Origin of the sequence: Acinetobacter venetianus RAG-1 = CIP 110063, from assembly GCF_000368585.1 — a bacterium.
In the GTDB taxonomy this organism is placed as follows: Bacteria; Pseudomonadota; Gammaproteobacteria; order Pseudomonadales; family Moraxellaceae; genus Acinetobacter; species Acinetobacter venetianus.
Genome location: NZ_KB849557.1, coordinates 757225 through 779964, shown reverse-complemented (window position 1 = coordinate 779964; position 22740 = coordinate 757225). Strand labels below are relative to the sequence as shown.

Sequence of the window (22740 nt, the reverse complement as noted above, 5' to 3'; positions counted from 1 at the left end):
CCTATTATTTTGCTTGTTGTTTTTCAGCTTCACGAAGCTTTGATGATAAACGGTCTAATACACCATTGATGTATTTATGACTATCTGCACCACCAAAGTGTTTTGCTAATTCAATTGCTTCATCCAGTACCACGCGATATGGAATTTCGAGATGATCTCGTAATTCATAAGCACCTAGGCGTAAAGCTGCAAGCTCTACACCATCAAGTGCAGTCAGTTCACGGTCAAGTACAGGAATAAGGAGCTCATCTAAAGCTTCATGTTGAGCAACCACTTGAGTGAGCAATTCATGGTAATAATTTAAGTCAACTTTGTGCATTGCATTTTCAACACGCGTACGTGCTTCAATCTCATGTACAGGATTTTGACTCATTTGCCATTCATAAATCCCTTGTACAGCAAAACGACGTGCTTTGCGTTTCGCTGCATAAGCGGCCTGAAGTGTTTGCGACATGCTTTAAATTGCCTTTAATAAGTTAACCATTTCGATTGCAGTAAGTGCAGCTTCGCTACCTTTATTTCCTGCTTTCGTACCAGAACGTTCAATAGCTTGTTCAATGCTATCCGTTGTTAAGACACCATTGATCACTGGCATTGTGCTTTCAAGTGCAACAACACCTAAACCTTTTGCACATTCACCTGCAACAAAGTCGAAGTGTGGTGTGCTGCCACGAATGACTGCACCGAGTGCAATGATGGCATCAAATTGATTTGAAGCTGCTAATTTTTTCGCAACGATTGGGAGTTCCCACGCACCTGGTGCATGAATAACAGTAATCGCTTCTTCTGAAACGCCGTGACGTTTTAAAGTGTCGATCGCACCTTCAAGTAAATGCTCAACGACGAAACTGTTGAAACGACCAACTAAGATCGCATAACGACCTTCGCTTGCGAGATGTAATAAACCTTCAATTCGGCGAATTGCCATAGCAACCTCGATTATTTTGCTGTGATTTGATCGGCAGTGATGTATTCCACTACCTCTAAATTAAATCCTGATAAGGCATTGAAACGAAGCGGAGAACTTAATAGCTTCATTTTCTCTACACCAAGATCACGTAAAATTTGCGCACCGACACCAATCGTTTGATATTGTTGGGAGAGTGCTGCATTTGATTTTAATGGTTTTGGTTGATTCATGTGATGCAAAGCATGACCTAAGTCTTCCAAATGATCCTGACCGATCCATACCAACACGCCACGATCACTTTCCGCAATCGTTTTCATCGCAAGGTCTAGATTCCAAGCAGGAGAACCATCTGCTTTATTGAGCTTTAATAAGTCACGAACTGGATTGAAGCCATGCACGCGAACAGTAGTGATACCATCTTTTGGCTCACCTTTCACTAAAGCTAAATGAATATCTGGGTTACCAATTTCACGGTATTTATACAGTTCAAAGGTACCATATTGGGTTTGAATGCTTTCCTGTGATAAACGTTCAACAGTTTGCTCGTTGGTCATGCGGTAATGGATTAGATCTGCGATCGTACCAATTTTAAGACCATGTTTTTCTGCGAAAACCTCTAAATCTGGACGACGCGCCATTGTGCCGTCTTCATTGATGATTTCACAAATCACAGATGCTGGTTCAAGACCAGCAAGGCGAGTTAAATCACAACCAGCTTCAGTATGACCTGCACGATGCAGTACACCACCAGGTTGCGCCATCAATGGGAAAATATGACCCGGTTGCACAATGTCACTTGGTTTGGCATGTGCCGCAACCGCAGTACGAATCGTATGTGCACGTTCAGCAGCAGAAATACCTGTGCTAATCCCTTCAGCAGCTTCAATTGAAAGGGTAAAGTTTGTTGCATGCTGCGCGCCGTTTTGATCAACCATTAATGGAAGATTAAGTTGCTTACAGCGTTCACGGCTCAGTGTGAGGCAGACCAAACCACGTGCATGGGTAATCATGAAGTTAATATCTTCAGGACGAACATGCGTCGCAGCGATGACTAAGTCACCTTCATTTTCACGATCTTCATCATCCATCAGAATGACCATTTTGCCTGCACGAATATCTGCGACAAGCTCTTCAACACGACTCAGCGGCATTCGCTTTCACCTTTTAAGCTGCCAGTAACGGCATTAGTATTCGATAAATCTGGCATAGTTTACCGCATTTTAATAAATTTCGCCTGTGTGCTTGATCATCAATTAAAAAACCTAGTTCTATAACAAAGAACTAGGTTAGTTTTGCAGTCATGATGGACGCGTTATGGCGTTGAAATATCGATAGATTCAGCAGGTGATTTTGCTTTTTTACCCATCAAAATCTCAGTGCGAAGGTTTTGAGCAACCGTTGCACATGCTTCATTCATACCATTAATCATAAAGGCATGACGGGTCATAATATTGCTTGGATTTGGCATTGCGACCAATTCATAATTATTTTGAATCTCTTTGAGTTGATCATGATTCAAATGCAATGCTGCTTCTTTAGCATGTAAATGTTGAGTTAAACGTTTGGATGCTTCAATCGCATCGAGTTGCATTGCATCGACTGCACAAGCAACAGCACCGCGAGTTTGCAGTGCAAAGCGTTTATCTTCACGGTAGCGTTTATATAGAACATCTGCCAATAATTGGAAAACTCCCCCAACCATCATCAAACATTCAAGCGCATGTGGTTGATCTGCACTTGTTGATAATGTCGCACCATCCGCATTAAATTCTTGAACAACTTGAATTTTCTCTGCATCGATTTGGTAGTGCTTCGTACATAGATCAATACTTTTATCTAAGAATAATTGGCACAATTTAAAATAAGGCAAAGAAACTGATTGATTGACGCTACTCAATAACTGTTTTGGATCATAAAACTGAATATTAAGCGCCAATGATTGGTCATCTAACGGTGCTTGATCGCTCACACTTTTTTCAATACGTGGTTTCGGTTGAGCTTTCGCTTGCTGCTGTGCTTGAGCAACCAAGGTGACAGTATTTTGCTTTTCTAAAGCTAAAGCTTGTGTTAAACGTTGAATTTCATGCTTAAGATGATTTTCTTGATTGATCTGCGCAAGATATTCACTGCGTGTTGGTCGCGCGATTGCACGATACGCAAGCCAAATTAAGCCATGAATAAACAATGAAACTAGAATCGCCAACCATTGTGTTCTTAAGATTTCGCCAATACTTGGTTCGATCAGCGTAATTTCAACCGTTCCGACTTTCTTTTCATTTTGTAATGCATCACGGACAAAGACCTCACCTTGACGTGTCTTTGCCATACCACTAGTCGCAAGGACTTGTTTATTGGCATCCAAAATACGAATCGAGGCAACGCTCGGATTGGTTGCATAACGATTGGCGACCAATGCCAAAGAGACTGTATTTGCAGGCTCTAATTCTGAAAGACTATCTGCCACCAACTGACTGGTCATCAGTTGTCCTTGGCTAGCGCGATTTTCATTAAGCTGATGGGTTGTTGCAATCACCAATAAAAAGGTATGCAATGCAAAACTTACGGTGAGTAGGCTAGCAAATAGCCCTTGTCGAGGCGCATTCAAGTTAAACTTCCAAGGCAAATAGATTCATGGGTTATGTTATGATTCTTACAATAGTTGTCGCTCAACCACGAGTCAATTCATGCGAGAAATCATTCTTATATCCTTTTTAGGACCAGATCAACCGAATCAGTTTACTCGATTAATGCAGGTACTCTCCGTACATTCTTTGCAAATACTCGATGTTGGTCAGGCTGTTATCCATAATCAACTCACCCTTGGGATCGTTGTTGCTTCGGATAATGAGACTGCAACAGCATTAGCAATGAAAGAAATACTGATTTTAGCACATGATATTGGCTTAACTGTGCGATTTAAACCAATCTCCAACGCAGAATATGATCAATGGGTGAGTGAAGGTGGGCGCACACGTTATATCGTGACTGCATTGGCACCTGAATTAACGGCTGAACATTTGCAAGCCGTCACAAAAATTGTTTCTAGTCAAGGCTTTAACATTGAGACGGTCACACGTTTGTCAGGTCGTTTGGATTTAGATGCGGAGCAAAGTTCTCCTCGTCGTGCCTGTGTGCAATTTGGTCTCAGTGGGCAAATGCTGGATGCGCAAGCCATGCGTGCCGCTTGTTTAAGTTTATCGGGTGAGTTGAATATCGACGTTGCCGTACAAGAAGACAATGCTTACCGTCGTAATCGTCGTTTAGTGTGCTTTGATATGGACTCAACGTTGATTGAGCAAGAAGTGATTGATGAATTAGCGCTAGAGGCAGGTGTGGGTGCCCAAGTCGCTGAAATTACTGAACGTGCTATGCAGGGTGAACTTGATTTCCAACAAAGTTTTAGAGCACGTGTCGCTTTATTAAAAGGATTGGATGCATCTGTTTTACCGAAGATTGCTGAACGCTTAACCATTACTGAAGGCGCAGCTCGATTGATTTCAACCTTAAAAGCATTGGGTTATCGTACAGCAATTTTATCTGGTGGTTTCCAGTATTTTGCTGAATACCTCCAAGAGAAATTAGGCATTGACGAAGTCCACGCCAATATTTTAGATGTCGAAAATGGTGTTGTAACAGGCGAAGTAAAAGGCGCAATTGTCGATGGTGCACGTAAAGCTGAATTATTACGTCAGTTAGCCGATAAAATGGGGATTTCTTTAGAGCAGGCGATGGCTGTAGGGGATGGCGCAAACGATTTACCGATGCTTTCGATTGCAGGTTTAGGCGTGGCTTTCCGAGCGAAACCATTGGTTCGCCAAAATGCCAACCAAGCGATCTCAAGCGTTGGTTTAGATGGCGTGCTGTACTTATTAGGTATGCATGATAAAGATTTAAACCGTGCTTAAAATATAATCTTGGGTGTTAAATTATGCCGTGATTTGTCACGGCATTCTCCATTTTGGTGCGTCATTAATCCGTCATATTTATGTCTAAATGTATAGAAAAACAACGATAAAAAAATTCAGAAAAAAGTTTTTTCTCAGCGAAAATGAGGCATGTTTTTTTGTAATGACACGCGGAAATTGACGCTATATAGAGATTCAGGTTTTTTGTAGATTAAAAAAATGTAATGACAAAAGCATATTGCGACATCTTATGTCGTATGATTAATTTCAGGCTCTTTTTTTCTAAAAAAAACGCTCCATAATGCATAAAGAAGTTAATGCAATACGAATCACTGTTTAGAGATTACAGAACAATATGAGGTCTGATGATTGATACAGACCACCTTATTTAAGACGGAGGTTTCTATGGAAGCAGCGAATTTCACCATGTGGGTTGGATTTGGCTTAATCGCTGTCGCAGTTATTGCTGTTTTCTTTTCTCCTTATCGTCGTTGGTTAGGTTTTATGTTGGCAGGTATGTTGAGCTGGGGACTGTTAGAAGTGGTGCGCTTTGGTGTGCAAACCGCGTTCGAAATGTCAGTCGCCTATAGTTATCTGACGGCACTGAGCCTCGCGATGGTGACGGTTACATTCATTCTTTTACGTGAAGACAAACAAGCACAAAAACAGCTGGCAAATCGTCAGTATATTGAACATACACCTGTATATAAGGATGACCAACAACAATGTTCTAGCCGATAAATCATAATAATTCGAACAACATCAAAGGCATGCTTAGCATGCCTTTTTTGTATCAACTTTCTGCAACAAAGCTTTTACCGACGCCGCTACAATTGTGCTAGGATACGGTTGTCTTAATTTTCATCATTATACTGTGGGCATAATTGTCATGAAGCTTTCTTCTTTACCTGTGGTTAAGTTACCTATTGTTGATGTAAGCACTGATCCACTTGATTTGTTGGTGGCAGGTTTGGCGTTGCGTATGAAGCAATTGGCACGTACTAGCCCTAAGTTTATTGAGTTGGTACATGACCGCGAGTTCCGTATTCAAATTGGTACAGATTTGGGTATGGCACGTCAGATTATTGTGAACCATGGCAAGATTGATACCGTTGCAGGTAACCCTGAAAAAGCAGACTTTATTTTACAGTTTGCAGATAGTGAACAAGGTGTGAAAACACTAGTTAAAGGTGATCCAACTGCGTTCATGACAGGTATGCAAGACGGTAGCATTAAAATGGAAGGTGATTTCAGCTTACTCGTGTGGTTCAACCAAGCTGCGAAACTGATTCCACCTAAAGTGCCAAAACCTGTAAAAGAGAAAATTCGTCAGGCGCGTGCATTTATCAAAGAAAAAACAGGCAAATAAGCCCAATAAAAAAACTCCCAAAAGGGAGTTTTTTTATTCTCATGTATTATTCAATTTCTAAGTTAAATGTGACGGGTCCATCATTGATCAGATGGACTTTCATGTCAGCTGCAAAAATTCCCGTCTGAACATTTGTGAACTGTTGCTGAGCATATTCAACCAGTTGTTCGTAAAGTGCTTTGGCTTCTGCTGGTGGCATCGCTGGTCCAAAGTCTGGACGTAAACCTTTCTGTGTTTGTGCCATTAGCGTAAATTGAGAGACCAGTAATAGACCGCCATTGGCTTGGCTGATATTCCAGCCCATTTTGCCTTGTTCATCATCAAAGATGCGGTATTTTAAAATCTTATCAATCAGCTTTTTGCCTTTCTCTAAATCATCTTCTTTCCCTAATCCTAAAAAGACCAACAGACCTTGTTGAATTTCACCTGTAGTTTGACCATTAACAACTACTTTAGCTTCAAGAACTCGTTGTATTAATGCGCGCATAAGAGGAAATGATCGATTGAAAAAAGACAGACCAGTTTAACAGAGAGTTTGGGTAAAAATGAGCTGTGCAGCAAAAGTCTACTATTCAAGATTGGCTATTTGGTTGTATAACTAGAAATATTATGCAAAAGAATTGGTTAAAACCATCATCCATGTCTGCGATTATTCGATCTTTACTTGATACTGACTTATATAAGTTCACCATGTTGCAAGTGGTGTTACATCAGTTTCCACAAGCGCACAGTGTTTATTTATTTCGTTGCCGAAATTTAGACGATACGGTTTATCCTCTGGTTGAGATATTGGATGATTTGAATCATCAATTGGATGTGTTATGTGAGCTTCGTTTTGCTGAGGATGAGCTGCAATATTTACGCTCATTGCGTTTTATTAAAAGTGACTTTGTCGATTATTTAGAACTATTCCAACTCAAGCGCCGTTTTATCAAAGCCAGTATAGATGAAGCGGGTCGTTTAGATATTCGTATCGAAGGGCCGATGGTTCAAGCGATGATGTTTGAGATTTTTGTGTTGGCGATCGTCAACGAGTTGTATTTCCGTAGAATTCGTCATGATGAGGTTTTTGTTGAAGGTGAACGACGTTTACAACAGAAACTACTACAACTGCAAAAATATGCAGAACAACAGCAAGAAAATGATCCTCCATTTTTAGTCTCAGATTTTGGGACACGTCGTCGCTATAGTTTTGAATGGCAAAAACATGTCGTACAAGCATTTCATTCAGCAGCACCGAAAGTTTTTCGTGGTACGAGTAATGTGCTATTGGCAAAACAATTGGGGATCAGTCCGATTGGAACCATGGCACATGAGTTTTTACAGGCTTTTCAGGCGCTTGATGTTCGGTTGCGTAATTTTCAAAAGGCTGCATTAGAAGCATGGGTGCAAGAGTACCGAGGGGATTTGGGTATTGCCTTGACAGATGTTGTCGGTATGGATGCATTCTTACGTGATTTTGATTTGTATTTTGCCAAGCTGTTTGATGGTTTGCGCCATGATAGTGGCGATCCTTATGAGTGGGGTGATAAAGCCTATGCACACTATTGTAAGTTGAAAATTGATAGTAAAACCAAAATGTTGACCTTTAGTGATGGTTTGAATTTAGAGAAAGCATGGCAATTACATCAATATTTTAAAGATCGTTTCCAAGTGAGCTTTGGGATTGGTACGAATCTGACCAATGATATGGGGCAAACGCCTTTGAATATCGTGTTGAAGTTGGTGGAGTGTAATGGTCAATCTGTGGCGAAGATTTCGGATAGTTCGGGCAAGACCATGAGCGATAATGAAACGTTTTTGGCGTATTTGCGTCAGGTGTTTGAAATTGAGGAGGTTGAGTAGAGACATTACAGTGTCTTACCTAATTCTCATCAATTTTCAGGATAGACCTTCGGTAAGTTACTTTGGTTTTGCCCAAAGTAACCAAAGGCATTTGTTGAACTGACGGCACATCCTTGATGCCGCAGTTCAACGGGCGGCATCCATGCCGCCTCCGCACCAGTAAATTTTATACTTTTAGTCCATAATCTTTAAACTTTTTGCTATATCTCCTTTTCTGCTAAATCAATGCAAAAAATCAGACAAAGATAAAAAGTCGGCTATGCTAAAATTACGCATAAGGCGGATGATAAAACAGCATAACAATGACTGACGTAGATTTTAAACTTGATTTACTGATTGAACCTGAACAGCTCGTTCCTTATTTGGGACATGAGTTGATTCGTGTGGTTGATCTCAGCCGAGCATCGGTATATGAGCAACTTCATATTCCCCATGCTATCCATTTACAACCTAAGTATTTGGTTGCTCAACAAGAAAATGCCAATGGTGTATTGCCTGATATTGAAGGGCTGCAAGCACTGATTGACAAGTTGAATATTTCACCACAGCATCATGTTGTTGTGTATGACGATGAAGGTGGAGCTTGGGCAGGGCGTTTAATTTGGAATTTACATTGTCTTGGTTTCTACCGTACCAGTTTAATTAATGGTGGAATTCATGGTTGGCTGGGGGCAAGTTTGCCAACAACGGCAGAAGTTGAGACTGTCGTACCTGTTGCTGATCCTTTACAAGTTGATTTGGATACAGTTCAACAGCATCGGATTGAATACAACGAATTATTAGAACACGTTCAAACTCAGAATATTCAGCTATGGGACTGCCGTACCAATGAAGAATATACGGGGTTACGTTTGGCTGCGCGACGTGGCGGTCACATTCCAAATGCACTGCATTTTGAGTGGAGCACTGCCCTTAATCGTGAAAATCATCTAAAATTACACCCGCTTGAACGCACACAACAACGTTTAGAACAATTAGGCTTTAATTTACAACAACCTGTGGTGGTGTACTGTCAGTCTCATCATCGTTCGGGCTTAGCGTATATTTTGGCAAGATTGCTCAATTGGCAAGTGAGAGCCTACGATGGTGCGTGGAGTGAATGGGGCAATCGCCTCGATAGTCCTATTATTTCAGGGGAGTCACCATCTTGAGTTTTGCAGCAGATTTAAAAAAACAATTGTTTATCAAAGCACAAAATCTTGTGCCACAACATCAACTGAGCCGTGTAGTGGGTAAAGTTGCTGCAAGCGAAAATTTTGTGGTGAAAACTGCTGTGATTCAAGCGTTCAAAGCAAAATATGGCATTGACATGAGCATTGCCGAGCAAACAAATCCAAATCAATATAAATCATTTAATGAGTTTTTTACTCGTGCTCTGAAAAATGGTGTGCGTGGTATTGATGAACAAGCAGATAGTATTGTTTGCCCTGCGGATGGTGCGATTTCTCAGTTAGGTAAGATTGAAGCAGGTGATATTTTTCAAGCCAAAGGTCAAAGCTTTTCTGTTGAGAAATTAATTGGTGATCCACAACTGGCAAAACCATTTGTAGATGGTCAGTTTGCAACAGTTTACTTATCACCGAAAGATTATCATCGTGTACATATGCCTTTAGCGGGTACATTGACCGAAACTTTATATATTCCAGGTGAGTTGTTTTCAGTTAATCAAACGACTGCTGAAAATGTACCAGGTTTATTCGCGCGTAATGAGCGTATGGTGTGTTTATTTGATACAGAACTTGGTCGTATGGCGGTGGTTTTAGTTGGCGCAATGATTGTTGCGGGTATTGAAACTGTTGCGACAGGTAAAGTGAAACCTTCGGGTAAAGTTGAATTACAACATCACCAAATGCAGTTGGATAAAGGTGCAGAGTTAGGTCGTTTCTACTTAGGTTCTACTGCTGTAGTTTTATTTGAAAAAGATAAAATGGTGTGGGAAGAGCAATTTAAAGCCAATTCAACTGTAGTGATGGGTGAGCGTTTAGGTCATTCGGTTTAATTAATAAAATTATAAAAAGCCCCTAGATAGGGGCTTTTTGTTTTTAAGTATTTTGTATAAGGCGTATTATGTTAATTTTAGGAAAAATTAAATTCTAGTTCCTTTAGAGACCATCGATCCAATGTTAAAATTTATTATTCCTGTCCTTTTAATGATTAGCCCAATTACCTATGCTGGCTATAATATGTATATAACAAAAAAAGAGTTTTATTTTAATGATGGAGAATGTATTACTAAACAAGAATGGAACACATATTTAAAAACAGACTCAACAGTAACGATAGATCTTCAAAATTCAGAAGAAGACTTTCTTGTATCCATTGATGCACAAGAGTTTTCTTTATGGTATGACCGTAACTCTTGTGACTTACTAACGAAAAATCCAACACCTGAAGCTATTGGTAAAATGATTGATATATCAAAAAAATTAAAAGCTACTGTGCAAGGTGAAGAATCAGAAATTTATTTAACTCCTAATGATGTGATTAAACGATAAATGAATACCATTTAACATAATGGCCGTTATGCGGAACCAATCTTATTTGTTTTAATTAAATCAAATGCTCGTGCATTTTACATATTCCTCAAAAACACCCAAAAGTAGACTTAGAAATAAGTCAGCTGCTTTTTAAGCATGTTTGGTATTTCTTGCCAAGCATAAAACTATTCTGTAAGCCATTTCCTACATAGATTAACGTCAATGTCCCATTTTCAGTCTAAGTTAAATTGCCTAATATGAACTAATCAGGAACAGGAAGTTCCAAAACATAAAACAAAAATAATAAGTTTGAGCATCAGGACGTGAGGTACGACAGGAGTTATACCTAAAGTGCGAAATACGAAAAAGCCCGACAGGATGTCGGGCTTTTTTTATGATGCTTTAAATTTGCTTTTCCCACAGTTGAATTAAACGCTGAAGTGTTTTACTCAGCGGTTTGTAACTTGGCCAAATTGCATGAATGGGCATATCGAGACCATTGGTGGTATTACTAAACTCTAAACGAATCAAACTTTGCTTAGAAAAATGTTCACTCACGATGGAAAGCGGGAAATTACCCCAGCCCATACCTTGCTCAACCATATTGATGGCCATTGCTAAATTATCGCTATACCAATATGCATCTGAAACCAAGACACGACGATCAGGCAAAGGATAATGCTTACTTGCGACGATGATTTGCCGTAACTCGGATAGCATGGTCAGTTCATTTTTATCGTGATCTTTGAGATGTTGCGCATCTTTTGGAGAAATGGCAGCAACAAATTTCTCTACACCCAATAAACGGAAACGTTCATTTTTATCGAGTTCAGAAGAACTATAGGCAACATAGAGATCAATGTCATTATTTTGCAAACGTGCTTTAAGTTCTTGTTGTGGCGCACACACCATTTCAATATTTAACAGCGGATAAAGTTGTATCAATTGTTCAACACCAGCCAGTAAATAACGTTGATTCATATCAGCAGCAATACCGATTGAAATACGGGTTTCTAAACCAGTGGAAAGTTCTGTTAAATGCATGTCGAGTTGGCGCATTTTTGTCACGATCAATCGTGCATGTGGTTCAATTGAAAGTGCAACCTCTGTCGGTTCGAGATGATTTTTACTGCGTTCAAAAAGTTTTAAATTCAGTTCTGCTTCTAAATTGGCAATCGCCATACTCACCGCTGAAGGAACGCGATTCAATGCGCGTGCTGCCGCCGAAAAATTACCGCGATCAATAATTTCAAGGATCAGTTCAAGCTGTTCACGATTGAGTCTCATGTAATTCCTTGTCAGTAAACCTGATAACGATTAACTTTTTTTATCAAAATTAAGGCGTAAAATCCAATTTTTTATTGATTGCTAGGTGTTGTCATGCAAGGAACGAAAAGAAGAGTGACCTATGTATTTTTCTACGAAGTACTCAGCTTTTTTATCTGTGCCATGATTTTGGCTGCACTGTCAGGAACCACACTCAGCCATACCGGCCCTTTGTCGATTTTGATTGCAGTGATCGCCGTGACGGTCAACTTTTTCTATAACTACGTTTTCGAGTTATGGGAAAAAAGACAAGTCTCTAAAACCAGAACGGTGAAAAGACGAGTGGCACATGCGATAGGTTTTCAGTTGGTGTTAATTACGATTTTAATTCCATTGATTGCATGGTGGATGCAGATTAGTTTAGTTAAAGCATTTTTATTGGATTTTAGTTTGATGATTATTATTCCATGCTTTACGTTTATTTATAATTATTTGTTTGATTTAATCTTTGGTTTACCGAGTCATCTTTTAGAGTCTAAAGAATTAAATGCTAAGCCGAATCATTGATTTAGCATTTAGTTTTTCTGAATAGACCTTGAGCCAGTTTATTCAATAAAAATGAGTGTATTTAATCACTCATTTTTATTGTTTTAGTACTAAAAAATTATAAGCGAATCCATGTCATATTACGAAAGGTATTATTGCTTGGATTTTTTGCATTAATATTGAGCATCTTGCCTGTTTTACTCAAACGTCCATTGATGCTGTATTTATAACCATCATAAGGATTGACCCAAACCCCTTGCCCAAACTCTTCATTTTGAATCAGCATTTTTAAGCCCGTCAAAACTTCCATTCCAATAATAGGTTGGTCTTTTAATGAGCCTGAACATAGCGTACATGTGGTTGGAACAGTTTCCTGAGCTGAAGGGTACATTTTGACAATGACAGCACTATATTGCTCAGTCTTGGAATTTCTTCGAATCACAATATCAGATAGGTATGAACCTGTACGTGAATCAACGACTTTCCAAGTTCCAATCAGCGGGTCAAAGGGTGTTGCGTGAACAGTAAAGGGAGTACTTAGTCCAAGAAATAGGACAAAATTACGGAGAAAACGAGTATTCATCATGAGTTTTTAGATCGAGATAAAGTATAGAAATAGCGAAATGAAACAACGAGTTATTATATTCTTATTATTTTGTAATGATAGCGTAATATTCAAAGGGAACTGAGCAGTTCCCTTTATTTTTTAGACCATGCGGTATAAACGCTCTTTTGGAAAAACTGCGGTAAAGGTTGAACCTTCATTTTCTTTTGAACTAATTTCAAGATGCGCACCATGTTGCATTAACACGTGTTTGACGATGGCAAGGCCTAAGCCTGTTCCACCAGTTTGTCGACTGCGTGCACTGTCAACACGATAAAAACGTTCTGTTAAGCGGGGCAAATGTTTAGGGTTGATCCCAATACCATTGTCTTGCACACTGAAATAGGCTTGATCACCATCTTCATGCCAGCCGATGGTAATAATTCCACCTTTGGGTGTGTATTTGATGGCATTGGTTATTAAATTGCTAAATGCGCTGGCGATTTCCATATCCGAACCAATCAGATCGCAGTGGCTATCAATATCTAAATTAAGGGTATGGCCATAATCTAAATTGTAAGCACGGGCGTCATCAAACAATTGATTCATCAGATTAGCCATATCAATGATCTGATTTTTCGCAATTTTTTTATTATTTTCTAGGTTAGATAACAACAATAAATCATTGACCAATGCATTCATACGTTTGGTTTGAGATTGCATTTGGGTGAACGCACGTTTCCAACGCGGGGTAATGTCATCTTGGTCAGTAAAGGTTTCGATATAACCACTTAACACCGTGAGAGGGGTACGTAATTCATGTGAAATATTGTCGACAAAGTCTTTACGCATTTGCTCAAGGTTGTGCATACGGGTAATGTCGTGCGCGACCAAAAGACGGCTTTCACCGCCAAAGCGGGTCAATTTTACCTGAACGTAGCGCTCTTCATCCATCAGTGCTTGTAGACGAATACCATCAGGCGCTTGATCACTATTTTTGAAATATTCAATGAAGTGAGGTTGGCGCAATATCGACAATAAATTCCGTCCACGATCGGAAGGATTGATGCCCAATAGCTTTTCTGCTGCTGGATTCCACCATTCAATTTGATGTTGATCATCAATCAAAACTACTGCTTCTGCTAAAGCAACTAAAGAAGACTGAGCACGATCAATTAAGCCGACCATTTCTGCTTGAACAATACGCTCTTGGCGTTGTGCTCGATAGACATTGAACAGTAGTGCACCCCAAATCCCACTTAAATTCGGTGGGGCATCATAGGGGCGATTAGAAATCCAGTCATTTACGAGATAAAGTGAGCGAAGCTGCAATAGGAAAAACAGTACAAATGCAGCAAAAATACAGCTCCAAAAGTATTCAATACCAAATCCAATTAAGCTCGCAATCAATAAGAAAAATAGTAGTAATCTTAAATCTTGTTTTGCAAACGTCCATAAACTGCTGTAGCGAAACTGTTGATGTTCACGTGCCAGTTCAGGGACGGGATAGGGTTCATACATATAGGATTTTAACCTGCTGCTAAATCAGCGCGTGTAGAGAAACGATAACCTGTGCCACGTACCGTTTGTACAAAGCGATCAACGCCGAAAGGTTCTAACACTTTGCGTAAACGACGAATATGCACGTCAATGGTACGATCTTCAATATAGACATTTCCACCCCAAACTTGGTCAAGTAGTTGGGCACGTGTGTAAGCACGTTCTGGATGGGTCATAAAAAAAGCAAGTAAGCGATATTCCGTTGGCCCCATATCTAAAATACTGTTCCCAAAGCTCACGCGTTGGCTGACAGGATCAAGCATTAAACCATTGGCATCAATCACTTTCTCACCGCTGAGTGCATTGGCACGACGGAGCACAGCTTTGATACGAGAAACCAGCTCACGTGTTGAAAATGGTTTGGTCATATAATCATCTGCACCAGCATCAAGACCTTGAACTTTATGGTCTTCTTCGCCACGTGCAGTTAGCATAATCACAGGGATTTCAGCTAAATTTTCATCTCTTTTGAGGCGGCGGCAAAGATCTACACCACTGACACCACCCGGCAGCATCCAATCCAGCAAAATAAGTGCAGGACGCTGATCAACGATAATCTGATGCGCTTGTTTGGCATCCTCAGCTTGTAAACATTGGAAGCCTGCCATATCCAAAGAGGTATGGATCATTTCACGAATCGGTAGCTCATCATCGACAATTAAAATATAGTCATCTTTCACAGCGCAATACCCTTAAATCTGTAACGGTGAACCGTTTTGTTGTTATGACAGGCTTATTACAAAGATTAATTATGACAATATCATTGCAAAAGAGTTAATAAAGTCGAATTTAGCAATAAATTGTGACAATTATGCGTCACAGTAGTGACCAGATGATGACAAGTTGTTTAACAATAATGCAAATAAATTCATTTGGTTAATATCAATGCATTTTAACAGTTTTGATTGTCACAAAACTGTAAAACGATTTTAATTTTTTTGTGATGTTGTCTCGATGAAAGATAAAAATACCGCACAACATGCCGATAAAACATCTGCTAAGGGCTGTTTAAAGCCTTCAGAGACCCAACGAATAATAATATGTGTTACATAACCATTCAGTCCTGTGGCCATTAATGACACTTCTTCGGCACTTTGAGGTGCATTCGGCATGGTAATCATGACAAAGCCTTGAATAATGCGGTCGAACTGGGTCAACGTCTCTTGGATAGTTGCTTGGTTATGTAAATCCTGTACCAGCATCGCATCAATATAAATAATACGTGCCATGCGGGGGTCATCTTTAATGGCATTTAGTAATGCAGATAATCCAGCTGTGACCATATTTGTAGGTACAGGTGCCGCCATAAGAACAGCTTGAGTGAGGCAATTTTGCATTTTCTCAATCATTTTTAAGAAAACGGTTTGGAAAAGCTCCTCACTTTTTTTAAAAGATTCATAAAAATAACGTTCAGTCAGTTTGGCTTCATTACAAACATCTTTCACGGTGACTGAAAAAAAGCCATTTGTCCCATATAGATGAATGCCTGCTTCTATCAGCTTTTCGCGGCGCACTTCTTTGCGCTCAGTTAAAGATAAGCCCTTAAATTGACGTTCTTTTGGCGCTTTTGGTTTTTTTTGCACATTATCAGTTGAAATTGTCATTGAATTAACCGTCACCTAAAAATATAACTACCGAGTTTGAGGAAATAAATGTATTTGATCAAATGATTTAGTAGAAAGCTATAGTGTACTATATTGACAAGCATCATTGTCAAAACTATATTGACTATAACTTAAACTGCACATGATTTATGCAAATATGTGCATATCATTCGTAACAAGGGATAGGCAATGAAAAATTTTAAAAATAAAGTCGCAGCGATCACAGGTGCAGGTTCTGGGATTGGACAACAGCTTGCAATTTTATTGGCTAAACAAGGCTGCCACTTATCGATTAGTGATATCAATGAAAAAGGCTTAGCACAAACTGTTGAGATCCTTAAAGAATATCCAGTGACAGTAACAACTAAAGTACTCGATGTTTCGAACTGCGATGCAGTAAAACAGTGGGCACAAGAAACTGTGCAAGATCATGGTTGTGTCAATATGATCTTCAATAATGCAGGGGTTGCATTAGGCTCAACAGTAGAAGGCGCGAGCTATCAAGATTTAGAATGGATCGTAGGAATTAATTTCTGGGGTGTGGTATACGGCACGAAAGAGTTCCTTCCATTTATCAAACAAACCAAAGATGGTCATATCATCAACATCTCGAGTATTTTTGGTTTAACATCACAACCAACGCAATCTGCGTATAATGCAACCAAGTTTGCTGTACGTGGTTTCACTGAATCATTACGCCAAGAGTTAGATATTGAGAAAAGTGGTGTAAGTTCGCTTTGTGTTCACCCAGGTGGTATCCGTACCAATATCGCAAAAGCTGCAAAAATGAATGACAGCTTGAAGAGCTTAGGTATGGACCCGAATAAATCAATTAAACAATTTGATAAGTTCCTTCGTACACCACCAGAAGAAGCAGCTCGTCAAATTCTCAATGCTGTATTGAAAAACAAACGTCGCCTCTTGATTGGTACGGATGCTCGCATTGTTGATACTTGCCAACGTTTATTCCCAACGGGTTATCAGCGCATTGCTGCACTTGCAACTAAAATGATGTAAGTTGTCATCATTAAAAAAGCCATTCTCTGTGAATGGCTTTTTTATTTTTGGTCGAAGTCAACAGTCCCTAATTAAATCAGAACTTTAATTTTTGATTTCTTCCAAAAGAATTGATAATAACTGGCTTGAAATATACATAAGCACACAAAGGAAAGTGCATAGGCAATCCAAATGCCCGTTAATCCCCAAAGTGAGCTAAACCAATAAGCACATGGCACTTCGATTAAAATAATCGTGAAAATATTAATCAGCATCGGTACATTAACGGTTCCGCTGGCACGCATAATTGAAGCAAAGATCGCACTCGCGCCAAAGAATAAAATTGACCACAACACTATAAATAAGAGCTGTTGACCTAATTCAATCACGCTGTGTTCGGTAATAAATAATGCCATTAAATACTTTGAGAACAGATAAGCAAGCGTGATTAAACTTCCAGTGAATAACAGATTCATGCCTAAAGCTGTACGCGTCACCTTAGCGAGCAAATCAGGTTTACCTGCGCCAATTGCCTGAGCTGCAAAAATAGAAGCCGCGATGGAAATGGATAAGGCTGGAAATTGAATATAGTTCAAGACTTGGTTCACTGCACCATAAGCAGCAGTGGCATGTGCACCATAACGGTTGACGAGTCCAATGATGACCAGACCTGCTAAAGAGGTCGTCACCATTTGAATACCCGTCGGGATGCCTAATTTTAAGATTAACTTACATAATTCGGCATCATAATGAATATGCTGCAAAAGTTGACGGTCAATTTTCAGCGGATGATTTTTATAGTTAAGATAAAAAGCCAAGAAAATTAAAACTGCCGCATAGCCCATAATGGTTGCGATGGCTGGTGCAATAATGCCGAGAGCAGGAAAGCCAAAATAGCCTTTCAGTAACACAGGCGTAACGGCTAAGCCAATTAGACTGGTAAGGCTCAAAGCAATCAGTGGGGTGACACTATCCCCAACGCCTCGCAGAATCGACGTATAAATAATATAGACAAATAATAACGGGCTGCCCACGAGCATCCATTCTACATAAGGGAGTGAGAGATGCATGACGGTTGGATCTGTGCCTAATAAATTCAAAATATGTTTAGCGAAGATCAGACCGAGAACAGCAATAATACTGCCGCCGATCAAGGTCATAAATAAAGTTGAGCCGATGACAGCACGCACTTTTTCTAAGTTTTGTGCGCCCCATGCCTGACCCACTAACACCGTTGTACCTGCTGAAATCCCGATCACGAATGCCAACAAGAAGAACAAAATTGGAAAGAACACTGATACAGCGGCAATCGCATCAACCCCCATCATTTGCCCGACAAAAATTGTATTAATCGTGCCTGACAGATTTTGCAGAATGTTGGTGGCGATCAGCGGTACAAGGAAAACAAAAAAGGTTTTCCATAAATTGGGTTGCATGACGAGGGGTTGACGAGGTGTCATTCAAATTCCTTAACGCTTCATCCTAGAATGAACAGCTTTTGTTCAACATAGCACAAGCAACGTTGAAGTGATGGTAATTCAATTTTATTTTTTGTTGATTAGCAACGCTCTAGGATTTCACCCGCTCGTTGTAAGGTTTGATCTGTCTTGGCAAAGCAGAATCGGATTAATCGCAGTGAACTCGGTGCTTGCTGGTAAAATACAGAAATTGGAATCGCAACAATTTTGTGTTGCTCCGCCAAGAATTGACACATTTCAATATCATTTAAATCGGGGCGAATCTTACTGTAATCGAGATTTTGAAAATAAGTACCTTGTGATGGCACAAACTTGAAACGAGAGTTTTGGATCTGTTGATTAAACAGGTCTCGTTTCTGCTGATAAAAACTTGGCAGCTCTAAAATATGCTCAGGATGCTGTTGCATATAATTTGCTAAAGCGATTTGACAGGGCGTAGTGCCACAGAAATTGGCAAATTGATAAATTTGTCTAAACAGCTGCATCAAGGCTGGAGAGGCGACACAATAACCCGTTTTCCATCCTGTAACATGATAAGTTTTTCCAAAAGAACCGATGACAAAACTACGATCACGGAGTTCTGGAAAATGAAGTGCGCTGTAGTGCATTTGTCCATCAAAGACCAAATGTTCATATACCTCATCGGATAAGACCACAATATTTTTATCTTGAATGAGTTCAATCAGTCGCTTCCAATCTTGTTCTGACCAAATTGCACCTGTTGGATTGTGAGGAGTATTGACAATAATCATGCGAGTTTTTTCGTTAATACTGTCTTTTACTTTTTGCCAATCTACGTGAAAAGTAGGCGCTTCCAAATGGATATGGATCGACTGACCACCTGCCAGTTGCACTGTTGGGTCGTAACTGTCATAGCTTGGATCAAAGATAATGACTTCATCACCTGCATGGATACAGGCTTGGATCGCGCAAAAAATCGCAATGGTTGCGCCGGGTGTGATGGTTATTTCAGTAACAGGATCAAGTTGTTGTTTATCGCGTGCAAAGAACTGTTTCGCGAGTTGTTCTCTTAATGCCAGTACTCCATCACCAGCAGGGTATTGATTATAGCCATCTAGTGTTGCTTGGCTAAGCGCTTCAAGCAGTGCGGGTGGTGCAGGAAAATTAGGAAAACCTTGTGAAAGATTTAGGGCTTTGAGTCGCTGTGCAAGCTCAGTCATGACACTAAAAATCGTAACGCCTTGGTTTGGGAGTTTTGACTGAAGTTGCAACATGATGATTAACCTCATTCCATTTTATTTTGATGTGATTGTAGCGATAAAAAATGGCTTTTTCCAAATTGTCGATCTCAAAAATAAAAAGTGATCTGTCTCTCTCGATCTTTCGAAAAATGTGTTTCTGATCAATAGAAATACTGGAATTGTGTCTTAATAAAAGCAATACTGACAGAATTGGTCGGTTTTGATTTAAATTTGTCAAATTAATTGTTAATTTTCAACTATATACAGTGTTTTATTTTTATCTGTTAAGCGATATAATTTATAGCAAGTGATTAAAAGAAATACAAATTATTGTGAAATGGGGCATTAAGTAATGGACAGTTTCGATCTGAAAATACGCTATCCACATCATATTGATTTAAAAGATGTAGAGCAGCTTGGGGCACTCAATACCATTGGGGTGTTAACTCGTTTTGATAAAATGGGTTGGAAGCAGCAACTCAGTCGTTGGTTACAATTAGATGGTGCAAGTCCGACTTTTACTATCACAGATGGAAAGACGGAACGGACGATAGAAATTGTCTTAAATACTTATGGTTCAGCGCAAGAGCTGAAGTTTATTGTGAAAACAGATATTCCAGTACTAGTTGATAAAAAGCAGGTATTCGGATTAATTAAGCGTCAGGCAAAAGAAAAGATTCATTTTAATCAATTGTCATTAATGCAAGTGAAAACCTATCTCACTGCATTTTTAAAGCAAGACACAGATGCTTTAGCGCGTTATTACCAAGAAAGTAAATACGTGGTCTGATCTTTTGAAAGGGGCGAAGTATCTCTTCTTTAAATTTGGTCTAATTCTCATTGTATTTTATTTAAGTTACGCCAATCTCAACTTTAAGTGAAAATCTATAGAATCCCCCTAAATCCCCCTAAATCCCCCTTTGATAAAGGGGGACTAATTCTGAAATTACTAGAGGTATTGAATTTTTGATGTTCCTCCCTTTTTAAAGGGAGGTTAGGAGGGATTTTTAAACATATCAAAAAGTATGTATGCAATTGATATTAAATTATTTTTATATAATGGTGAGATTGGCTTTTAAGTTATAAAAAAGAGCGGCAACACATCATGGTCTTGCCACTCTTAATCAAATCACTTACAAAACATTTTCAACAATCGCGCGAATGACCCCGAGCGCCAAACCGATAAATGCACCTACGATCACACCATTCACACGAATCATATGTAAATCACCACCAACCTCACTTTCGATTTTGGCAATCATTTCTCTTGAGTCCCATTCATGGATGCGTTCGCTGATATAACGAATGATTTTGTCGCTATATTGCTCACTAAAATTGATCGCTAAGCCGACCATTTTTTCATTTAAAACTTGGCGAACTTTTTCATTCTGTATCAAGCTTTCTCCAAGCTGTTGAATCGCAGCCTGCAAGTTGGTTGCTATGCCTGAATCTTCCTGCATTAAATCAGTTTTGATCGCATCACATAAAATAGCGATGGCACCACTGATAAAGTTGAGTACTTGTGGACTATCCAAAAGTGCATCTTTACCATCATTTAAACGCTGGCTCGCTTCACTATTGCCATCTGCAAGTTGTAACATCAGTGAATGCGTTGTCGCTTCAATGTCTTGTCGCCATGGATGCTCTGGATTCGCCAACATAGATTCCACTTTTTCAATCAGTGAATCAATGGTTCTTTGTTGTACATCAATACCGATCCAACTTGCACCTTTTGCCAGTTTCCAAACCCCCAATTCTTGAAAGAGTTTACGGGATAAATCGCGAGCTTCTTCTGGATGTGAAACCATCCATTCATGTGCAAGATCAAGACCTCGTTGTAAAACATCTTGATGGAAATCATTTTCCAAAACGGCACGTAACATTTCGCTGGCAAGCTTATTGATTTTGGTACTACGCACCCATTGCACACTGTTATTTTGAACGAAATGTGCGATTTGATCTTGGCTGACAAATTCAAAAATTCTGGGCACAGTATGCTGGATCATCTGTACCACTTGTTTATTATTTTTTGGATTGGCAAGCCATTCGCCCACAGCCAAACTTAAATCTGCATTTTGCAAACTACGTTGAACAACTTGTGGTGATAGGAAATTTTCCTGTACAAAGCGCCCCATAGATTCTGCGATACGGGCTTTGTTACGTGGAATAATTTCAGTATGGTCACGCAACAGCTTCGGTAACGGCATTTTCCCAAATGGGTTACGAAATAGAACGGTAACGGCATACCAGTCAGCTAATCCACCAACAACACCTGCCTCAGCGGCAAGCATGAAAATATGAATGATCCATTTATATTCAGGGAGAAAATGTGCCGCGACCATTAAGCCAATCCATGACACCACAGCGATGATTAAGGCCATAGTGGCAAAGTATTTACTTCTTTGCAGGCTAGGTACGTGGATCTCTTCAGCTGAACTCATCTAGTCATCCTTTAAATTCATTTTTTGTTTTCAGGTGGCACAGGTGGTTGTAGAACTTCACCTGTTGGACTCAACCCGTATTTTTGTCCCAAGGATTGCAAGATCAACTGAGCATCAAATGCATCAGGGGATTGTTCCTGAGTCTTGAAACATTCAATAGTATACGACACTTGGATTGGATCAATATTGACCACTTGTGGCATATCATAGAATGGATCAGGCCAAAAGGCTGGATGACGACGATAATAACCATAAGGGTAGTAATTAGGTGTTGGATAAATAACGGCCTGACGTTGAGCCTTGTGGCGTGCATTACTTGGGTCATCCATAACGGTGAAGTAACGGAAGCCATTTTTCACCGTGGTTTGTGCAGCTTTTAATAAGGTAATTTCCTCTGCTGTACCATAACTCAAATTATTATCAGCTTGAAAACCGACCCGGAAAGTTCTGTTATTTAATGGATAAGCGGTAAATTGGCCGAGCTGATCAAAGGTTCTGGGTTGAGTGGGTAAGCTTGCACATCCTGCCACTGTCAAAGCAACAAGGAGTGGGGTGCACATCAATAAACGTTTCATATGCAATTCCTATGGTTTAAAG

The 22740-nt window shown here is 39.7% G+C and carries 24 protein-coding genes; 10 read left to right on the top strand and 14 right to left on the bottom strand.

Features of this window, described 5'->3' with window-relative positions:
• Window positions 1-4: 4 nt before the first annotated feature.
• The 4 genes from nusB to F959_RS05195 form a co-directional block, all read right to left on the bottom strand.
• Window positions 5-454 carry a transcription antitermination factor NusB gene (gene nusB, locus F959_RS05210; RefSeq protein ID WP_004878158.1) on the bottom strand — a complete coding sequence of 150 codons (450 nt, stop codon included), beginning with the start codon at window positions 452-454 and terminating at the stop codon, window positions 5-7.
• Window positions 455-457: 3 nt separating this feature from the next.
• Complete coding sequence (gene ribH / locus F959_RS05205) at window positions 458-928, bottom strand: 6,7-dimethyl-8-ribityllumazine synthase (RefSeq protein ID WP_004878155.1); 471 nt, start codon at window positions 926-928, stop codon at window positions 458-460.
• A gap of 11 nt (window positions 929-939) precedes the next feature.
• The gene (gene ribBA / locus F959_RS05200) at window positions 940-2061 is read right to left on the bottom strand and encodes a bifunctional 3,4-dihydroxy-2-butanone-4-phosphate synthase/GTP cyclohydrolase II (RefSeq protein WP_004878154.1); all 1122 of its coding nucleotides are present in this window, start codon (window positions 2059-2061) and stop codon (window positions 940-942) included.
• Window positions 2062-2222: 161 nt separating this feature from the next.
• Window positions 2223-3533, bottom strand: coding sequence for a hypothetical protein (locus tag F959_RS05195; RefSeq protein ID WP_171056593.1), 1311 nt, complete (start codon window positions 3531-3533; stop codon window positions 2223-2225).
• A 61-nt stretch (window positions 3534-3594) separates the two neighbouring features.
• Between F959_RS05195 and serB the strand changes: the two genes are divergently transcribed.
• The 3 genes from serB to F959_RS05180 all read left to right on the top strand — a co-directional run bounded on the left by serB (window position 3595) and on the right by F959_RS05180 (window position 6184).
• The gene (gene serB / locus F959_RS05190) at window positions 3595-4815 is read left to right on the top strand and encodes a phosphoserine phosphatase SerB (RefSeq protein WP_004878150.1); all 1221 of its coding nucleotides are present in this window, start codon (window positions 3595-3597) and stop codon (window positions 4813-4815) included.
• Between the two features lie 405 nt (window positions 4816-5220).
• Window positions 5221-5556, top strand: coding sequence for a ciprofloxacin tolerance protein AciT (aciT, locus tag F959_RS05185; protein ID WP_004878149.1), 336 nt, complete (start codon window positions 5221-5223; stop codon window positions 5554-5556).
• 148 nt (window positions 5557-5704) lie between these two features.
• Complete coding sequence (locus F959_RS05180) at window positions 5705-6184, top strand: hypothetical protein (RefSeq protein WP_004878146.1); 480 nt, start codon at window positions 5705-5707, stop codon at window positions 6182-6184.
• A gap of 46 nt (window positions 6185-6230) precedes the next feature.
• Here the strand turns inward: F959_RS05180 and dtd are convergent, their stop codons facing one another.
• Window positions 6231-6671 carry a D-aminoacyl-tRNA deacylase gene (gene dtd, locus F959_RS05175; RefSeq protein WP_004878144.1) on the bottom strand — a complete coding sequence of 147 codons (441 nt, stop codon included), beginning with the start codon at window positions 6669-6671 and terminating at the stop codon, window positions 6231-6233.
• Window positions 6672-6823: 152 nt separating this feature from the next.
• Here dtd and pncB point away from each other — a divergent pair, with 152 nt between their 5' ends.
• The 4 genes from pncB (at window position 6824) to F959_RS05155 (ending at window position 10524) form a co-directional block, all read left to right on the top strand.
• Window positions 6824-8029 carry a nicotinate phosphoribosyltransferase gene (pncB, locus tag F959_RS05170; RefSeq protein ID WP_004878143.1) on the top strand — a complete coding sequence of 402 codons (1206 nt, stop codon included), beginning with the start codon at window positions 6824-6826 and terminating at the stop codon, window positions 8027-8029.
• 302 nt (window positions 8030-8331) lie between these two features.
• Window positions 8332-9180 (top strand): sulfurtransferase, encoded by an 849-nt coding sequence (locus tag F959_RS05165; RefSeq protein ID WP_004878142.1) that lies wholly within the window; start codon window positions 8332-8334, stop codon window positions 9178-9180.
• Window positions 9177-10028 (top strand): archaetidylserine decarboxylase, encoded by an 852-nt coding sequence (gene asd / locus F959_RS05160; protein ID WP_004878141.1) that lies wholly within the window; start codon window positions 9177-9179, stop codon window positions 10026-10028. Before F959_RS05165 ends, asd begins: the two co-directional genes overlap by 4 nt.
• Before the next feature lie 121 nt (window positions 10029-10149).
• The gene (locus F959_RS05155) at window positions 10150-10524 is read left to right on the top strand and encodes a hypothetical protein (protein ID WP_004878140.1); all 375 of its coding nucleotides are present in this window, start codon (window positions 10150-10152) and stop codon (window positions 10522-10524) included.
• 384 nt (window positions 10525-10908) lie between these two features.
• Here the strand turns inward: F959_RS05155 and F959_RS05150 are convergent, their stop codons facing one another.
• Complete coding sequence (locus tag F959_RS05150) at window positions 10909-11793, bottom strand: LysR family transcriptional regulator (RefSeq protein WP_004878139.1); 885 nt, start codon at window positions 11791-11793, stop codon at window positions 10909-10911.
• A gap of 93 nt (window positions 11794-11886) precedes the next feature.
• Between F959_RS05150 and F959_RS05145 the strand changes: the two genes are divergently transcribed.
• Window positions 11887-12339, top strand: a complete 453-nt coding sequence (locus F959_RS05145; RefSeq protein WP_004878138.1) for a PACE efflux transporter — start codon at window positions 11887-11889, stop codon at window positions 12337-12339.
• 97 nt (window positions 12340-12436) lie between these two features.
• Here the strand turns inward: F959_RS05145 and F959_RS05140 are convergent, their stop codons facing one another.
• The 4 genes from F959_RS05140 to F959_RS05125 form a co-directional block, all read right to left on the bottom strand.
• A complete protein-coding gene (locus F959_RS05140) occupies window positions 12437-12904 on the bottom strand; it encodes a DUF2147 domain-containing protein (RefSeq protein ID WP_004878137.1) in 468 nt (155 codons plus the stop codon).
• A gap of 120 nt (window positions 12905-13024) precedes the next feature.
• Window positions 13025-14383 carry a phosphate regulon sensor histidine kinase PhoR gene (phoR, locus tag F959_RS05135; protein ID WP_004878136.1) on the bottom strand — a complete coding sequence of 453 codons (1359 nt, stop codon included), beginning with the start codon at window positions 14381-14383 and terminating at the stop codon, window positions 13025-13027.
• An 8-nt stretch (window positions 14384-14391) separates the two neighbouring features.
• A complete protein-coding gene (gene phoB, locus F959_RS05130) occupies window positions 14392-15102 on the bottom strand; it encodes a phosphate regulon transcriptional regulator PhoB (protein WP_004659793.1) in 711 nt (236 codons plus the stop codon).
• A gap of 249 nt (window positions 15103-15351) precedes the next feature.
• A complete protein-coding gene (locus F959_RS05125; RefSeq protein ID WP_004878134.1) occupies window positions 15352-16026 on the bottom strand; it encodes a TetR/AcrR family transcriptional regulator in 675 nt (224 codons plus the stop codon).
• A gap of 189 nt (window positions 16027-16215) precedes the next feature.
• On the opposite strand from F959_RS05125, the gene F959_RS05120 reads away from it, so the two are divergent.
• A complete protein-coding gene (locus F959_RS05120) occupies window positions 16216-17043 on the top strand; it encodes an SDR family NAD(P)-dependent oxidoreductase (protein ID WP_004878132.1) in 828 nt (275 codons plus the stop codon).
• Window positions 17044-17114: 71 nt separating this feature from the next.
• Here the strand turns inward: F959_RS05120 and F959_RS05115 are convergent, their stop codons facing one another.
• Together F959_RS05115 and F959_RS05110 are read right to left on the bottom strand one after the other, a co-directional pair.
• Window positions 17115-18482 (bottom strand): MATE family efflux transporter, encoded by a 1368-nt coding sequence (locus F959_RS05115; RefSeq protein WP_004878129.1) that lies wholly within the window; start codon window positions 18480-18482, stop codon window positions 17115-17117.
• A 98-nt stretch (window positions 18483-18580) separates the two neighbouring features.
• Entirely contained in the window at window positions 18581-19735 is a 1155-nt protein-coding gene (locus F959_RS05110) for a pyridoxal phosphate-dependent aminotransferase (RefSeq protein ID WP_004878126.1), read from the bottom strand.
• A 319-nt stretch (window positions 19736-20054) separates the two neighbouring features.
• Here F959_RS05110 and F959_RS05105 point away from each other — a divergent pair, with 319 nt between their 5' ends.
• On the top strand, window positions 20055-20492 hold the full coding sequence (locus tag F959_RS05105) for a hypothetical protein (protein WP_004878125.1): 438 nt from the start codon (window positions 20055-20057) through the stop codon (window positions 20490-20492).
• Between the two features lie 343 nt (window positions 20493-20835).
• Here F959_RS05105 and F959_RS05100 read toward each other — a convergent pair whose 3' ends face one another.
• Both F959_RS05100 and F959_RS05095 read right to left on the bottom strand, forming a co-directional pair.
• Window positions 20836-22143, bottom strand: a complete 1308-nt coding sequence (locus F959_RS05100) for a DUF445 domain-containing protein (RefSeq protein ID WP_004878124.1) — start codon at window positions 22141-22143, stop codon at window positions 20836-20838.
• 17 nt (window positions 22144-22160) lie between these two features.
• Window positions 22161-22718, bottom strand: a complete 558-nt coding sequence (locus F959_RS05095) for a CC0125/CC1285 family lipoprotein (protein ID WP_004878122.1) — start codon at window positions 22716-22718, stop codon at window positions 22161-22163.
• Window positions 22719-22740 lie beyond the last annotated feature (22 nt).

Excerpts from the sequence above, each read along its gene's own strand:
- nusB (WP_004878158.1), bottom strand. The coding sequence starts at position 454 with ATGTCGCAAACACTTCAGGCCGCTTATGCAGCGAAACGCAAAGCACGT.
- ribH (WP_004878155.1), bottom strand. The coding sequence starts at position 928 with ATGGCAATTCGCCGAATTGAAGGTTTATTACATCTCGCAAGCGAAGGT.
- ribBA (WP_004878154.1), bottom strand. The coding sequence starts at position 2,061 with ATGCCGCTGAGTCGTGTTGAAGAGCTTGTCGCAGATATTCGTGCAGGC.
- serB (WP_004878150.1), top strand. The coding sequence starts at position 3,595 with ATGCGAGAAATCATTCTTATATCCTTTTTAGGACCAGATCAACCGAAT.
- aciT (WP_004878149.1), top strand. The coding sequence starts at position 5,221 with ATGGAAGCAGCGAATTTCACCATGTGGGTTGGATTTGGCTTAATCGCT.
- F959_RS05180 (WP_004878146.1), top strand. The coding sequence starts at position 5,705 with ATGAAGCTTTCTTCTTTACCTGTGGTTAAGTTACCTATTGTTGATGTA.
- dtd (WP_004878144.1), bottom strand. The coding sequence starts at position 6,671 with ATGCGCGCATTAATACAACGAGTTCTTGAAGCTAAAGTAGTTGTTAAT.
- pncB (WP_004878143.1), top strand. The coding sequence starts at position 6,824 with ATGTCTGCGATTATTCGATCTTTACTTGATACTGACTTATATAAGTTC.
- F959_RS05165 (WP_004878142.1), top strand. The coding sequence starts at position 8,332 with ATGACTGACGTAGATTTTAAACTTGATTTACTGATTGAACCTGAACAG.
- F959_RS05155 (WP_004878140.1), top strand. The coding sequence starts at position 10,150 with ATGTTAAAATTTATTATTCCTGTCCTTTTAATGATTAGCCCAATTACC.
- F959_RS05150 (WP_004878139.1), bottom strand. The coding sequence starts at position 11,793 with ATGAGACTCAATCGTGAACAGCTTGAACTGATCCTTGAAATTATTGAT.
- F959_RS05145 (WP_004878138.1), top strand. The coding sequence starts at position 11,887 with ATGCAAGGAACGAAAAGAAGAGTGACCTATGTATTTTTCTACGAAGTA.
- F959_RS05140 (WP_004878137.1), bottom strand. The coding sequence starts at position 12,904 with ATGATGAATACTCGTTTTCTCCGTAATTTTGTCCTATTTCTTGGACTA.
- phoR (WP_004878136.1), bottom strand. The coding sequence starts at position 14,383 with ATGTATGAACCCTATCCCGTCCCTGAACTGGCACGTGAACATCAACAG.
- F959_RS05125 (WP_004878134.1), bottom strand. The coding sequence starts at position 16,026 with ATGACAATTTCAACTGATAATGTGCAAAAAAAACCAAAAGCGCCAAAA.
- F959_RS05120 (WP_004878132.1), top strand. The coding sequence starts at position 16,216 with ATGAAAAATTTTAAAAATAAAGTCGCAGCGATCACAGGTGCAGGTTCT.
- F959_RS05115 (WP_004878129.1), bottom strand. The coding sequence starts at position 18,482 with ATGACACCTCGTCAACCCCTCGTCATGCAACCCAATTTATGGAAAACC.
- F959_RS05110 (WP_004878126.1), bottom strand. The coding sequence starts at position 19,735 with ATGTTGCAACTTCAGTCAAAACTCCCAAACCAAGGCGTTACGATTTTT.
- F959_RS05105 (WP_004878125.1), top strand. The coding sequence starts at position 20,055 with ATGGACAGTTTCGATCTGAAAATACGCTATCCACATCATATTGATTTA.
- F959_RS05100 (WP_004878124.1), bottom strand. The coding sequence starts at position 22,143 with ATGAGTTCAGCTGAAGAGATCCACGTACCTAGCCTGCAAAGAAGTAAA.
- F959_RS05095 (WP_004878122.1), bottom strand. The coding sequence starts at position 22,718 with ATGAAACGTTTATTGATGTGCACCCCACTCCTTGTTGCTTTGACAGTG.